13 protein-coding genes, 1 tRNA gene and 1 other RNA gene are annotated in these 13545 nt (G+C 69.9%); 6 read left to right on the top strand and 9 right to left on the bottom strand.

What is annotated here, in order from left to right; genetic code table 11:
- Window positions 1–14 precede the first annotated feature (14 nt).
- A tRNA-Lys gene (locus JOE59_RS04120) sits at window positions 15–87 on the bottom strand.
- A gap of 144 nt (window positions 88–231) precedes the next feature.
- Between JOE59_RS04120 and JOE59_RS04115 the strand changes: the two genes are divergently transcribed.
- The 3 genes from JOE59_RS04115 to JOE59_RS04105 all read left to right on the top strand — a co-directional run bounded on the left by JOE59_RS04115 (window position 232) and on the right by JOE59_RS04105 (window position 2718).
- Window positions 232–1137 carry an inositol monophosphatase family protein gene (locus tag JOE59_RS04115; protein ID WP_204459057.1) on the top strand — a complete coding sequence of 302 codons (906 nt, stop codon included), beginning with the start codon at window positions 232–234 and terminating at the stop codon, window positions 1135–1137.
- Window positions 1138–1146: 9 nt separating this feature from the next.
- Entirely contained in the window at window positions 1147–2070 is a 924-nt protein-coding gene (locus JOE59_RS04110; RefSeq protein ID WP_204459056.1) for an LLM class F420-dependent oxidoreductase, read from the top strand.
- Between the two features lie 135 nt (window positions 2071–2205).
- Window positions 2206–2718 carry a septum formation family protein gene (locus JOE59_RS04105; protein ID WP_204459055.1) on the top strand — a complete coding sequence of 171 codons (513 nt, stop codon included), beginning with the start codon at window positions 2206–2208 and terminating at the stop codon, window positions 2716–2718.
- 64 nt (window positions 2719–2782) lie between these two features.
- On the opposite strand, the gene JOE59_RS04100 is transcribed toward JOE59_RS04105, so the two are convergent.
- On the bottom strand, window positions 2783–3709 hold the full coding sequence (locus tag JOE59_RS04100) for a DMT family transporter (protein WP_204459054.1): 927 nt from the start codon (window positions 3707–3709) through the stop codon (window positions 2783–2785).
- A gap of 81 nt (window positions 3710–3790) precedes the next feature.
- On the opposite strand from JOE59_RS04100, the gene JOE59_RS04095 reads away from it, so the two are divergent.
- Window positions 3791–4702, top strand: coding sequence for a LysR family transcriptional regulator (locus JOE59_RS04095; RefSeq protein WP_204459053.1), 912 nt, complete (start codon window positions 3791–3793; stop codon window positions 4700–4702).
- A gap of 109 nt (window positions 4703–4811) precedes the next feature.
- Here the strand turns inward: JOE59_RS04095 and ssrA are convergent.
- Window positions 4812–5182: a transfer-messenger RNA gene (gene ssrA, locus JOE59_RS04090) on the bottom strand.
- 195 nt (window positions 5183–5377) lie between these two features.
- Between ssrA and JOE59_RS04085 the strand changes: the two genes are divergently transcribed.
- Entirely contained in the window at window positions 5378–6055 is a 678-nt protein-coding gene (locus tag JOE59_RS04085; protein ID WP_204459052.1) for an SIMPL domain-containing protein, read from the top strand.
- A 32-nt stretch (window positions 6056–6087) separates the two neighbouring features.
- On the opposite strand, the gene JOE59_RS04080 is transcribed toward JOE59_RS04085, so the two are convergent.
- The 6 genes from JOE59_RS04080 to JOE59_RS04055 form a co-directional block, all read right to left on the bottom strand.
- Window positions 6088–6825 carry a tyrosine-protein phosphatase gene (locus tag JOE59_RS04080; RefSeq protein ID WP_204459051.1) on the bottom strand — a complete coding sequence of 246 codons (738 nt, stop codon included), beginning with the start codon at window positions 6823–6825 and terminating at the stop codon, window positions 6088–6090.
- Window positions 6826–6902: 77 nt separating this feature from the next.
- Entirely contained in the window at window positions 6903–7379 is a 477-nt protein-coding gene (gene smpB, locus JOE59_RS04075) for an SsrA-binding protein SmpB (protein WP_056655819.1), read from the bottom strand.
- A 96-nt stretch (window positions 7380–7475) separates the two neighbouring features.
- Window positions 7476–8387 (bottom strand): permease-like cell division protein FtsX, encoded by a 912-nt coding sequence (gene ftsX, locus JOE59_RS04070; protein ID WP_204459050.1) that lies wholly within the window; start codon window positions 8385–8387, stop codon window positions 7476–7478.
- A complete protein-coding gene (gene ftsE / locus JOE59_RS04065; RefSeq protein ID WP_204459049.1) occupies window positions 8384–9463 on the bottom strand; it encodes a cell division ATP-binding protein FtsE in 1080 nt (359 codons plus the stop codon). The genes ftsX and ftsE overlap by 4 nt, the downstream gene beginning before the upstream one ends.
- Window positions 9464–9552: 89 nt before the next feature.
- A complete protein-coding gene (locus JOE59_RS04060; RefSeq protein WP_204459048.1) occupies window positions 9553–11031 on the bottom strand; it encodes a Na+/H+ antiporter NhaC family protein in 1479 nt (492 codons plus the stop codon).
- A 23-nt stretch (window positions 11032–11054) separates the two neighbouring features.
- Window positions 11055–12710 carry an amidohydrolase gene (locus tag JOE59_RS04055; protein WP_204459047.1) on the bottom strand — a complete coding sequence of 552 codons (1656 nt, stop codon included), beginning with the start codon at window positions 12708–12710 and terminating at the stop codon, window positions 11055–11057.
- 127 nt (window positions 12711–12837) lie between these two features.
- On the opposite strand from JOE59_RS04055, the gene JOE59_RS04050 reads away from it, so the two are divergent.
- A complete protein-coding gene (locus JOE59_RS04050) occupies window positions 12838–13530 on the top strand; it encodes a TetR/AcrR family transcriptional regulator (protein WP_204459046.1) in 693 nt (230 codons plus the stop codon).
- Window positions 13531–13545 lie beyond the last annotated feature (15 nt).

Below are 13545 nucleotides of genomic sequence, written 5' to 3'. Positions count from 1 at the left end.
TCGAGGCTTCATCGTGCACCCCCTCGGACTTGAACCGAGAACCCACTGATTAAGAGTCAGTTGCTCTGCCGATTGAGCTAGAGGTGCATACTGTGTTGTTTCGGCCCGGATTTTCAACAACCCGAACCGAGGAATCACAGTATCAGGAGAATGCACTGTTGCGCCAATCGGGGCGAGCATCGGCGCGTCGCGCGCGTCGTCCGCACCGGCCGGCGCCGCCGTCCGCACCCGATGACCGCCCGCGATAGCCTGATCGTCGTGACCGCCGCTTCCGCCTCCCAGCTCACCTCCGACCTCGCGCTCGCGCTCGAACTGGCCGAACTGGCCGACGCCGTCTCGATCGCACGATTCCGCGCCATCGACCTCGACGTGCAGACGAAGCCCGACCGCTCCCCCGTGACCGAGGCGGACCTCGCCGTCGAGCGGGCGATCCGCGAGCGCATCGCGGCGGCCCGGCCCGACGACGGCATCCTCGGCGAGGAGTTCGGAACGGAGGGCGACGGGGCACGGCAGTGGATCATCGACCCGATCGACGGCACCGCCAACTTCCTCCGCGGCGTTCCGGTCTGGGGCACGCTCATCTCCCTCGCGATCGACGGCGTGCCCGTCGTCGGCGTGGCGTCGGCACCGGCCATGGGCCGGCGCTGGTGGGCGGCGACGGGTCTCGGCGCCTGGACCACGACCTCGGCGGCTGAGGCCGGCGCGAGCGAAGACGGCACGAGCGAGTCCAGCACGGCCGAGGCCGCGGGCGGCGAGGCATCCGTGCCCGGAGCCCGGCGCCTGCAGGTCTCGGGCGTCGCCTCGCTCGCCGATGCCTCGCTGAGCTTCCAGAGCCTCGCCCAGTGGCGCGATGCCGGCTACCTCGACCGCCTGCTCGCGCTCTCCGAGCGCGTCTGGCGCGACCGCGCCTACGGCGACCTGTGGTCGTACATGCTGCTCGCCGAGGGTCTCATCGACATCACGGCCGAATTCGACGTCAAGCCGTACGACCTCGCGGCGCTCATCCCCATCGTCGAGGAGGCCGGCGGTCGTTTCAGCTCGGTGACCGGCACGCCCGGGCCGTGGAGCGGCAACGCGCTCGCGACGAACGGCGCCCTCCACGACGAGGTGCTCGCGGCACTCGCCGACGAGGCGTAGGCGGCGGGCGTGGAGGTCTGCATCTTCACCGAGCCCCAGCAGGGCGCGAGCTACACCGACCAGCTCGCACAGGCGACGGCGACCGAGCGGCTCGGCTTCGACGGCTGGTTCCGCTCCGACCACTATCTGGCGATGGACGACGCCGATCCCCTGCCCGGCCCGACCGACGCATGGACCACCCTCGCCGGCCTCGCCCGCGAGACCCGGCGCATCCGACTCGGCACGCTCGTCTCCTCGGCGACGTTCCGGCACCCGTCGGTGCTCGCGATCCAGGTCGCCCAGGTCGATGACATGTCGGGCGGCCGGGTCGAGCTCGGCCTCGGCACCGGATGGTTCGCCGAGGAGCACGAGGCCTACGGCATCCCCTTCCCGGCCAAGCGCTTCGGACTGCTCGAGGAGCAGCTCGAGGTGGTGACCGGGCTCTGGTCGACACCGGTCGGCGAGCACTACGACTTCGCCGGCGAGCACTACCGGCTCGTGCACTCGCCGGCGCTGCCGAAGCCCGCGCAGGCGAGCGTGCCGATCATCGTCGGCGGTTCGGGTCCGAAGCGCACCCCGGCGATCGCCGCCCGATTCGCGAGCGAGTTCAACATCGGGTTCCGCGACGAGACCGTGGTCGCCGAGATGTTCGGCCGGGTGCGCCAGGCCTGCGAGGACATCGATCGCGACCCCGCCTCCATCCGCACGAGCGTCGCCCTGCCGACCGTCGTCGCGAACTCCGATGCCGACTACCGGCGACGCCTCGCGGCCATCGACGAGGACCCGGCGACCTTCGCCGACGTCAACATCGCCGGAACCACGGCGGCCGCCGTGGAGAAGCTCCTGCGACTGCGGGATCTCGGCGCCGACCGCGTGTACCTCCAGCTCGTCGACCTGCGCGATCTCGACCACCTCGAACTCATCGCCGCAGAGGTGCTGCCGCATCTGCGCTGATGACGTGCGGCGCGTCGTACCCTGCCGCTAGGCTGACCTCGAAATCAACCGGATGGGGCGGGGGCGCCGGTCGATCCGAGTCCCCTCGCGATCATCCTCACCCGAATCGAGAGGCCCTACCCCTTGAATACCACCATGCGTCGCACACTGACGCGCGCACTCGTCTCCGTCGCCGCGGTCGCCGTCGTGATCCCGCTGAGCGGGTGCGGCCTGATCAGCAACCTCGCCGGCGGCAACGCACCGCAGCCCGAGCGCGACGAGACCACGCAGGAGATCGTCGAGGAGGGTGACGCCGATGTCTTCGCCCTCATGGTCGGCGACTGCATGAACGAGGTCAGCGAAGAGGTCGTCTCCGAGGTGCCCGTCGTGCCGTGCGACCAGCCGCACGACGAAGAGGTGTTCTTCGACCTGACGCTCGAGGGCGACGAGTACCCCGGCGACGACGCCATCCAGTCGCAGTCCGACGATGCCTGCCTCGCGCAGTTCGAGCCCTTCGTCGGCATGGCCTACGACGTGTCGACGCTCGCCTTCTACGCCTACCGTCCCTCGAAGGAGAGCTGGGAGCAGATGGACGACCGTGTCGTCTCCTGCGTGATCTACGACCCGGCCGGCCAGGTCACCGGCACGCTCGAGGGCGCGGCCCGCTGATCGACGGATGCCGCGTGGCGCGCCGTCGGGCGTCGTCACACGGCATCCTCGTGCCGGCGCGTGGTCAGGTCGTCGTGCGCGGCCTCCGGCGGCTCCACGCCACACCGGCCAGGCAGAGCGCTCCGCCGATCAGGCCGAGCAGGGTGGGCAGCTCGCCGAGCAGCAACCACGAGAGCAGCACGACGATTGCCGGCACCGCCAGTGTCGCCGACGCCGTGGCGCCTGCCGAGCTGCGCTTCAGCACGTACGCCCAGAGCAGGAACGCCACGGCCGACGGCCCCACCCCGAGGTAGATCACCGCGAGCACGGCGGGAGCCGGGGCATCCGAGAGCTCGACGACGGTCTGCGGCAGGAACGGCAGCAGCACCAGCGCGCCGACCACGCAGCCGATCCAGGTCGCGCTCAGGGCGTCCGACGAACGCAGCGCGACCTTCTGCACGAGCACCCCCGATGCGTAGAGCATCGCGGCGAGGATGCCGAGGACGATGCCGATCGGCTCGCTGTCGGCCCCGATTCCGCCGGTCGCGATGATCACGACGCCGGCGAAGGCGATCGCGATGCCGACCATGAGCGGTCGCGGAAAGCCCTCCTTCAGCAGCACCCCGGCGGCGAGGGCCACGAGCAACGGTGCGATGTTCACGAGCATCGCGACCGTGCCGGCGTCGAGGTGACGTTCCGCCATGTTGAGCACCAGGGTGTATCCCGCGAACCAGAGGACCCCGTAGACCGCGATGAGCACGAGGGCGCGCGGGCCGGGCAGCGGCGGCCGCCGCCACGCGGCGATGGCCACGAGCACCACGGCGCCGACGAGCTGTCGGCCGAGCGCGAGCGGCCCCGGTGAGATCGTGTCGCCGACCGCCCGGATCGCGATGAACGCCGAGGCCCACAGCACGAGCACCACGATCATCGCGGCAAGCACCTTCCAGCCGATCGGATCCGGAGCCGTCGCGGCCTTCGTCGAGTCGGGCGCGGTGGTCGAGGGCAGTCGCATGAATCCATGCTGGGGCCGCGCTCACCTCAGTACAAGCGAACGATCCTTCCGAATCATTCAGCAGAACTGTACGATCGTGGAATGGTGGATCCGCATCGACTCCGGGTGTTCCGCGCGGTCGTGCAGACCGGCTCGATCAACCGCGCCGCCGCACGACTCGGGTACACCCCATCGGCCGTCAGCCAGCACGTCAGCACGCTGCAGCGCGAGACGGGGCTGACGCTCATCGAGAAGCGCGGCCGCGGCATCGTGCCGACCGCGGCCGGCATCGCCGTCGCGGATCGCGCCACCCGCGTACTCGACCAGCTCGCCGACTTCGACTCGCTGGCCGACGACCTGCGCTCCGGTCGCAGCGGCACCCTCCGCATCAGCTGCTTCTCCTCCTCGAATCGCGCGTGGATGCCCGCGATCGCCGCGACGATGCTGGCCGAGTTCCCCGACCTGCGCCTCGAGCTCTCCCTCGTCGAGCGGCACGGGCAACTCACCGGCGAACCCGATGTCGAGCTCTACGTCGCCGAGTCGGTGCGCGGCGATCGCGACCCGGCCGTCGCCGACGGAGTCGCCGACGGCTACGACGTCGAGCCGCTGCGCACCGAAGGGTACGTCGCCGTCGTGCCACCGGGGCATCCGCTCGCCCACCGGGAGTCGGTGACCCTGCTCGAGCTCGCCGACGAACCGTGGATCGACAACGACGACGCCCGAGGACCGTGCCGGGAGATCATCCTGTCCGCCTGCGCCGCCCGCGGCTTCGCCCCGCGGTTCCGCCTGGACGCTCCCGACTACGCGACCGGCTTCGACTACGTCGCCGCCGGCGTCGGCATCACGGTGCTGCCGAGGCTCGGAGCCATCCGACTCCCCGACGGGGTCGCGATGCTCGCCGTCGACGACCTCGACGTGCGGCGGCGCATCATGCTCCGGGTCAAGCGGTCGATGCGCACCCATCCCGCCGTGCAGCGGTTGACGGAGCTCATTCGCGACGCCGCTCGCACCTGATCGCTCGGGCAGGCTCGGCGACGCCTCGCCACGAACCGTGCAACAGAGAAGCCCGGCCCCGTGAATCACGGTGCCGGGCTTCCGAACCACACTGTGCGACAACGGCCGATGGTGGAGATGGGGGGAATTGAACCCCCGTCCATCGCTGTGATTCCACGCCTTCTCCGGGCGCAGCCTGTGCAAGCGTTCTACTCGGCCCCGACCTTTGCCACAGGCGTCTAGGTCGACAGGCCCAGCCTGATGAAGTCCCGCGTGTCGCTCAGGCGACGACACGCAGCAAGTTCCCTAGATGACGCCAGCTACCGGGGCGGGAACAGACCCGCGGGCTGACGGACTATCGGGCTCGCTTATGCAGCGAGAGCGAAGTCAGTGCGCTTTGCATTGGCACTTATTGTTTTCCAGAGATCGTTTACGAGATAACCCTGGATCCTCGGCCCGCTTCTCGTGGGTTCGCAGACGATGTCGAAACCGATCATCCCCATGCATCGCCGTGACCGATCGCCCAGTCGGAACTGGGCATGCAGCCTGGCGGGCCGTTGTCGCACTGTGGAGTTTTCAATGAGCACGAGCCCAAACCCCGGGTGCCCATCGTTGAAACGGTGAGTACCCGGCCTTACAGTCTAGAACAGGCGCGGCCGCTCCGCCATTCCCGAGCGGATTCACCTGGAGGTCCATGTGGCTACCGTCATCGCCGTGCGCGGCACCGCCGAAGAACGCATCGCTCCCGAGCTCGGAGCCGTCTCCCTCACCGTGAGCGCCTCCGGAGCCGAACGCGACGCGACGCTCGCGCGCACGACCGAATCCCGCGACGCGCTCATCGCCGCCGTGCAGGGACTCGATGACTCCGGCGCACTCGACACGTGGTCGGCCGGACAGCTGCAGATCTCCTCGCACCGCCCTTGGAACAACGAGGGCAAGCAGTTGCCCGTCGTGCATCAGGTGAACGCCGACGTCGAGGTCGTCTTCACCGACCTCGCCAAGCTCGGCGAGTGGGTCAGCGCGGTCTCCGTCAACGGTCGGGTCTCGGTCGGCGGCATCGACTGGCGACTGACGGATGCCACGCGCAAGCGCACTCAGGAGGCCGCGCAGCAGGGCGCCGTCGCCGATGCGGTCGCGAAGGCCGCCGTCTACGCAGCAGCACTCGGTCTCGGCACGCCGACGCCCGTCGAGCTCGCCGACACCGGCCTGCTCACCGCGCAGCCGGTGCCGCCGAGCGGCGGGGGCGAGCGGATGTTCGCGATGCGCGCGTCGGCCGACATGTCGGGCGGTGGCGGCGGACCCTCGGAGTTCACGCCCGCACTGCTCGTGATCACGGCCTCCGTCGAGGCGAGGTTCACCGCCGACGCGGTGTGAGCGTACGTCGAGGCCGTCTGAGCTGCGAAGGCTCAGGCGGGCTCGACGAGCAGGTTCTCGAGCTCGGCGAGTGCGCTGAGCTCGAGACCCGACGCGAGGAGATACTCGCGCACCGAACCGTGGTCGCGTTCGACGAGTTCGATGACGTCGTCGAGCGCCTCGCGCGGGCTGCCGCCCAGGAGCGTGCGCAGCGCGGGCGAGTCGGGCACCCCGTAGCCCGCCATGCGCGTGATCATGCCCTCGAGCCACTCGCCGGCGAGATTGGCCTCGGTCGAGGCGTAGTCGGCCACGACGGACTCCCGGTCGACGCCGACCGCGAGCAGCGCGAGGGCGATGACGATGCCCGTGCGATCCTTGCCCGCGGTGCAGTGCACGACGACGGCACGGTCGCCGGCGATCGAGATCTCGCGCAGGGCATCGACCACGACGGAGGTGTGCTGGGTCACGATGCGCTCGTAGAGCGCCTCGAGCGAGATGCCCGCCATGCCCTGCGACGCACCCGAGCCCTCGAAGACCGGCAGCCGCAGCACCTCGACGTCGAGGTCGCCGAGGTCGTCGGGCAAGGCCGCGACCTCCCGCTCGTCGCGCAGGTCGATGACGATGCCGACGCCGAGGTCGCGGAGCCGCTCCTGGCCGGCCTCGCCGAGACGGGCGAGGCCGTCGGACCGGTAGAGCACGCCGTCGCGGACGGTGCCGTTCCGTGCCGGCAGCCCGCCGACGTCGCGGAAGTTGTAGGTACCGGGAACCGGAATGCGCGTCGAGGTCTCCATCGTGCCGAGCCTACACGGGCTCTCCGACGCGCTCTCAGAGCCGGGAGCAGCGCACGAACCGGTGCTCGGCGCCGAGCTCAGTCGCCGAGGTTCTTCCGGCTCGCCATGGCGCGATCGGCCTCGCGCTTGTCCTGGCGCTCGCGCAGCGCGTGGCGCTTGTCGTACTCGCGCTTGCCCTTCGCGACCGCGATCTCGACCTTCGCGCGCCCGCCCGAGAAGTAGATCTGCAGGGGCACGAGGGTGTAACCGCCCTGGCTCGTGCGGTGGCTGATCTTCACGATCTCCTGCTTGTGCAGCAGGAGCTTGCGCTTGCGACGCGGCGCGTGGTTGTTCCACGTGCCCTCGGTGTACTCGGGGATGTGCACGGCGTCGAGCCACATCTCGCCACCCTCGATGAAGGCGTAGCCGTCGACGAGCGACGCGCGACCCTCGCGGAGCGACTTCACCTCGGTGCCGGTGAGCACGAGGCCGGCCTCGTAGGTGTCCTCGATCGTGTAGTCGTGGCGCGCCTTGCGGTTGGTCGCCACGACCTTCTGACCGGTCTCCCTGGGCACGAGCGGCTCCTTGCTTCGAATAGCGGATGCCCCGGGGCATCCGGAGCAGCCGTTCAGTCTAGCTGCTCGCGCCCGGGCGTGTCGAAACCCGGCCGATCAGACCTTCAGGTATCTCGTGATCGCGATGCCGGCCGAGACCGCGGCGAGCACGACACCGACGAGGATCAGCAACGGCACCACGAGCAGCGCGTCGGAGAGGTCGACGAACGTGAACGAGAGGTTGTCGGCGAGGTAGCCCTGCACGAAGAAGACCACGATCGCCACCACGGCGCCGCCTGCCAGCAGGGAGCCGATGAGTCCTGCGAACACCCCCTCGAGGATGAACGGCGTCTGGATGAACCGGTTGGACGCCCCGACCAGGCGCATGATGCCGAGTTCTCGCCGTCGTGAGAAGGCGGAGAGCCTGATGGTCGTCGCGATGAGCAGCGCCGCCGCGACGAGCATGATGGCGGCGACCGTGATCGCGGTGTAGCTCGCCGCGTTCAGCACGTCGAAGATCTGGTCGAGGTAGCGGCGTTGGTCGACGACGCCCTCGACGCCCGCCATGCCCGCGAAGCTCTCGACGAGCACCGCCGCCTGGGACGGGTCGACGAGGTTCACCCAGAACGTCTCGTTCAGCACCTCGGGCGTCACGTAGTCAGCGGCAGGGGTGCCCTTGAACTGCTCCTGGAAGTTCGCGAAGGCCTGATCGTGGTCTTCGAAGTAGAACTCGTCGATGTACTTCGAGAGGGTGTCGGAGGAGAGCTGCTCCTCGATCGCCGCCTTCTGCTCCTCGGTCGCCTCGCCGTCGGTGCACCCGGCGGTCGTCGACACGCTCGTGCAGAGGTAGACGGCGACCTGCGCCCGGTCGTACCAGTAGTTCTTCATCTGGCCGATCTGCAGCTGCAGCAGTGCCGCGGTGCCGACGAAGGTCAGCGAGATGAACGTGACGAGCACGACGGAGACCACCATCGAGGCGTTGCGGCGAAGGCCGTTCGCCGCCTCGGCGAGTACGAGACCGAGCCTCATTTCGTCGGCCCCACTTCCTGGTCGTCGTCGCCTTCCCGGGGGCCTCCCGGGGCCCGGAGCCCGAGGCGTTCGGCGAGGGTCAGGTGTTCGGATGCCGCAGCGGCATCCTTCGTCTTGGGCTTCAGCTGCTCGGGGTCGACCTGGATCGTGCCCGTCGCGGCTGCCGTGATCTCGGCTGCGGCATCGGTCACGGCGTCGGTCGCCTCGGGCTCGACGTAGAGCGGTTCGGCATCGCGCATGCCCTCGGGGGTGACCTTCGGTGCCGCCGCGGTGACGACGGGGGCAGCGGCGGGCGTGTCGGAGTCGGCCGTCGTGTCCGACGGATCGGGCGCGCCCGGCTCCCCCGGCTCGCCGGACTCCCGGTGAGGCACGACCTCGACGTCGCGCACCGTCTGTCCGTCGTATCCGGCGCTGCGCTCGTCTCTCACGATGTCGCCGGCCGAGAGTTCGATGACGCGGCGGCGCATCTGGTCGACGATGCCGGCCTCGTGGGTCGCCATGACGATCGTCGTGCCGCTCGCGTTGATGCGTTCGAGCAGGGTCATGATGCCCGCGCTCGTCACGGGGTCGAGGTTGCCGGTCGGCTCGTCGGCGAGCAGGATCTGCGGCTTGTTCACGATCGCCCTCGCGATCGCGACGCGCTGCTGTTCACCGCCCGAGAGCTCGTGCGGCATGCGCTTGCCCTTGCCGTCGAGTCCGACGAGCTTCAGCGTCTCGGGCACCGCCGACTGCACGTAGCCCCGCGACTTGCCGATGACGCGCAGCGTGAACGCCACGTTCTCGTAGACGGACTTGTTCGGCAGCAGCCGGAAGTCCTGGAAGACGACGCCGAGGTCGCGCCGGAAGTAGGGCACCTTGCGCGTCGAGATCGAGCCGAGGTCCTGGCCGAGCACGTGGATGGCGCCCTTCGACGGCTTCTCCTCCTTGAGGATGAGCCGGAGGAAGCTCGACTTGCCGGAGCCGGAGGCGCCGACGAGGAAGACGAACTCCCCGCGGAGGATCTCGACCCCGATGTCGTTGAGGGCGGGCCTCGCCTGGCCGGGGTAGGTCTTGGTGACGGAGTCGAAGCGGATCATCGGAATCGAGCCTAAGGAAGGGGCAGGCAAAAGTGGGCAGCGACACCGGGAATCCGGGTCGCCGCCCACGGGAATCGGGACGACCGGCTCTAGATGCCGGCGAATCCGACGATCAGGTAGAGCACGAGCGACGCCGCCGCCGCGATGCCCGCGTACGGCAGGATCGCCGTCATGAGGTTCAGCGGCTTGATGCCGGTCGACCGCGACGCGAGGATGATGCCGTCGCCGTAGAGGCACGTGGTCGAGCCGAGCGCTGCACCCGAGAACACCGCGGCGCCCGCGATGATCGGGTTCACGTCCATCGCGAAGGCCAGCGGGATCACGATCGGCGTGATGACGGCGGCGAGGTCCCAGAACGAGCCGGTCGCGTAGGCGTAGACGCCGCAGACGAGGAAGACCATCGCGGGCAGCAGCGCCCCGTTCATGACCGGCTGGGTCGTCTCGATCACCCAGTCGGCGAGGTGCAGGTCGATGTTCATGTGCTGCACCATGAAGGCGAGCGCGGTGAGCACGATGACGAAGATCATGCTCGCGACGCCGTCGAACGCGGCCTCGAACACGGCCTTGACCTTGAGGCGGCGCTGCACGAGGTACATGACCATCGCGACGAGGAGCGCGGCGACCGTGCCCTTCACCACGTTGACGTCGGTGAGGATCGTCACGGCGATCATGACCGCGATCGGCACGAGGAAGTTCCACGGGCGCGGCTTCGCGTACTCGGGGGCGCGGGTCGCGACGGCCGTTGCCGCGGCGGTCGGAGCGGGTGCCGACGACACGGCGCGCTCGGCGTCGTCGCCCGAGACGGCGAACTCGCCGACCTCGGCGTTCACGGGCAGGCCGCCCTCGGCGTCGCGCTCCTCGGCGGTGGTGCCGACGGGGAACACGTCGCCCGTGGCATCCGCTCGTGCGATGTCCTTCTTCAGGGCACCGAGCTTCGGGAACCAGCCGAACGCGACGAGTGCCGCGATCGCGATCGCGATCCAGCCGAAGAAGATGAACGGGATGGCCTGGAGGTAGGCGCCGAAGCCCGAGCCGTTGGCCGTGACGCCCTGCGCCTCGAGCAGGCCCGCGAAGAACAGCGCCCACGTCGAGAACGGCACGATGACGGCGATCGGCGCCGCCGTCATCTTCATGATCGTGCCGAGCTCGGTGCGCGGCACGTTGTAGCGGTCGGTCACGGCCTTCATCGAGGTGCCGACGGTGAGCACGTTCAGGTAGTCGTCGACGAAGAGCACGATGCCGAGCAGGAAGCTCAGCACGGTCGACTTGCGCCGCGAGTTCACGAAGCGCTCGGCCCACGCGGCGAACTCCCGCACGGCGCCCGAGCGCTCGAAGAGCGTGATCAGGATGCCGAAGAGCACGACGATGAGCACGAGCCACTGCAGGGTCTCGTCGGCCATGGCGGTGCCGAGGTAGCCGATCCAGGAGTCGAAGAACTCCCAGCCGCCGAGCAGCACTGCTCCGGCGAGGGTGCCGCAGAGCATCGCGAAGAGCGTGCGCCGCGTGAGCACGGCCACGACGAGAATGATGACGACGGGGAGGAGCGCGAGCGCGCCGACGTCTTGCATGGTTGCCTCTGATTCGAAGGGGGTCAGGCGGCGGATGCCGCGAACACGGGTTGCCCGTCGACGATCGTCGTCAGCACGGGGAGGTGCAGCAGTTCGTCCGCGTCGACGTCGAGCGGGCTGTCGGCCCAGACGACGAGGTCGGCGCGGTGCCCCGGCGCGATGACGCCGAGATCGCGGTCGCCCTGGGCCTCTGCGGCCCAGACGGTGTAGCCCTGTAGGGCCTCGTACGGCGTGAGCACCTGGTCGGGCTCGAACACCGGGGCGTCGCGGTTGCCGGGTTCGCGGCGGAGCCGCGCCCAGGCGAGCCCGATACGCGCATCGGTCTGCGCGACGGGCCAGTCGGAGCCGAGCGCCACGGGGGCGCCGGCGTCGATCATGTCGCGCACCCGCCAGCCGAGGGCGGCGCGCTCGGGGCCGAGGCGTTCGGCCCAGAAGTCGGAGCCGTCGGCCTTCCGCCACTGCATGTGGAGGGGCTGCACCGACGCGGTGATGCCGGCGTGGGCCATGCGGCGGAGGTCGCGGTCGGCGAGGAGCTCGAGGTGCTCGATGCGATGGGCGGCGGTGCCGTTCGAGTGCACGCCGGCGGCGAGGTAGGCGTCGATGGTCTCGCCGATCGCCCGGTCGCCGATCGCGTGGGTGGCGATCTGGAATCCGGCCTCCGCGTAGCGGTGCACGACACGTTCGAACTCGTCGGCGTCGGCCCAGAACGAGGTGCCGCCGTCACCGTGGGTGTCGGGTTCGTAGAGCCATCCGGTGCCGGTGTCGATGACGCCGTCGGCGAAGAGCTTGACGAGCCCGCCGCGCCACCGCCTGCCGCTGCGGTCGCGCTGCGCGAGGTAGTGGCGCGTGCGCTCCTCGTCGTAGCCGGGATTGTGCGCCATCGCCGAGACGATGCGCACGGGCAGTCCGCTCGGCGCCTCGGGGTCTGCGGATGCTCCGCCGTCGAGCTCGTCGAGCAGGTCGAGGTTCGCGGGGTTGCCGTCCATGATGCATCCGCCGGTGATGCCTGAGGCCGCGAGGCCGCCGAGGATGTCGCGCACCCGGTCGAGCGTCTCTGCACGCGTGTACTCGGGGGCGGTGCGCAGCACGATGTCGAACGCCGAGTCCTCGCGGAGGCATCCGGTCGGCCGGCCGATCTCGTCGACGACGATCTCGGAGGTGTCGCCGAAGCGGCGGGCGCCGGTGATGCCCGAGCGGCGCAGCGCCTCGGTGCTGGCGAGCGCGGTGTGCCCGTCGAAGAAGAGCAGGAACGCCGGGGCGCCGGCGGTGGCCGCGTCGATCGCGGCGGCGGTCATCGGCAGGCTCGTGAAGAGGTCGTAGTCGAGGTTCCAGCCGCGCACCCAGCCGCCGGCCGTGCCGTCGGCGATGCGCGCCGTCTCGTCGGCGAGCATGCGCAGGAAGGTCTCGGGGTCGCGGACTCCCCCGAAGTCGATGCCCACGGCGAGCTCGATGCCCTGGATGGGGTGCATGTGGGCGTCGATGAGGCCTGGGGTGACGGATGCCCCGGCGAGGTCTTCGACCACGGTGGCGGGTCCGCGGTAGTCGGCGAGGTCGGCGGCATCGCCGACCGCGAGGATGCGGCCGGCCCGGATCGCGACGGCGGAGGCCTCGGGCCGGCGGGGATTCATCGTGATCACGCGCGCGCCGATGAGGATGGTGTCCGCGACGACCCGTTGCATGCGTCTGCCCGCTTTCTCGTCCGCCTTCGTCGGCGGTCCAAATTTAATGTGGTTAAATTCGGGCACACGCTACTCCCGAATACGCTCATCGACAAATCCCTCGCGTCGACCACCTCGAAGGAGTCCTGTGAGTCCCACCCCGGCCAAGCGCAGCGCGGGCCGTCCGCGCACCCCGGTGCTGAGCGCCGAGCAGATCGTCGATGCGGCGTTCGCACTGGCCCGCACCGCCGGACCCGACGGATTCACGATGGCGGCGCTCGCCCGCTCGCTCTCGGTGCATCCCCCGGCGCTCTACCACTACTTCGGCGGCAAGGCCGATGTCGTGCGGGCCATGCGCGGCCGCGTCGCCGAACTGCTCGACGTGTCGGGATTCGACACGCCTGAGACGACGCTGTCCGACGCGGTGCTGCGCTGGGCGCACTCCTATCGTTCGGCGTTCGCCACCCACCCCGCGGCCATCGCGCTACTCGCAACCACGGCGATCGACGGCCAGGAACGCTCGGTCGCGAACTACGAGTCGATCACGAGGCGATTCGTGGCCGAGGGCTGGCCCGTCGGCGGCGCCGTCGACGCGATCGTCGCCCTCGAGTCGTTCATCATCGGTTCGGCGCTCGACACGCTCGCACCGGCCGACATCATGTCGCCGGGCACCGCAGCACCCCTCGCGCCGAACTTCAGCCGTGCCGAAGCACTGCGGAGCGTGAAGGCCGCGGCACAGGGCGTGCAGCCGGCCGACCGCTCGTTCGACCTCGGACTGGCAGCCCTCGTCGGCGGTCTGCCCGCGGCGCTCGCCGCAGCGGTCGAGGCCGAGCGCGTCTGACGGCGCCCGAACCCA

The organism is Agromyces cerinus, from assembly GCF_016907835.1.
GTDB classification, from domain to species: Bacteria; Actinomycetota; Actinomycetes; order Actinomycetales; family Microbacteriaceae; genus Agromyces; species Agromyces nitratus.
The sequence above is the reverse complement of the archived record's forward strand: the minus strand, read 5'-3'. Positions and strand labels throughout refer to the sequence as shown.

Excerpts from the sequence above, each read along its gene's own strand:
- JOE59_RS04100 (WP_204459054.1), bottom strand. The coding sequence starts at position 3,709 with ATGCGACTGCCCTCGACCACCGCGCCCGACTCGACGAAGGCCGCGACG.
- ftsX (WP_204459050.1), bottom strand. The coding sequence starts at position 8,387 with ATGAGGCTCGGTCTCGTACTCGCCGAGGCGGCGAACGGCCTTCGCCGC.
- JOE59_RS04095 (WP_204459053.1), top strand. The coding sequence starts at position 3,791 with ATGGTGGATCCGCATCGACTCCGGGTGTTCCGCGCGGTCGTGCAGACC.
- JOE59_RS04105 (WP_204459055.1), top strand. The coding sequence starts at position 2,206 with ATGCGTCGCACACTGACGCGCGCACTCGTCTCCGTCGCCGCGGTCGCC.
- JOE59_RS04115 (WP_204459057.1), top strand. The coding sequence starts at position 232 with ATGACCGCCCGCGATAGCCTGATCGTCGTGACCGCCGCTTCCGCCTCC.
- JOE59_RS04080 (WP_204459051.1), bottom strand. The coding sequence starts at position 6,825 with ATGGAGACCTCGACGCGCATTCCGGTTCCCGGTACCTACAACTTCCGC.
- JOE59_RS04055 (WP_204459047.1), bottom strand. The coding sequence starts at position 12,710 with ATGCAACGGGTCGTCGCGGACACCATCCTCATCGGCGCGCGCGTGATC.
- JOE59_RS04060 (WP_204459048.1), bottom strand. The coding sequence starts at position 11,031 with ATGCAAGACGTCGGCGCGCTCGCGCTCCTCCCCGTCGTCATCATTCTC.
- ftsE (WP_204459049.1), bottom strand. The coding sequence starts at position 9,463 with ATGATCCGCTTCGACTCCGTCACCAAGACCTACCCCGGCCAGGCGAGG.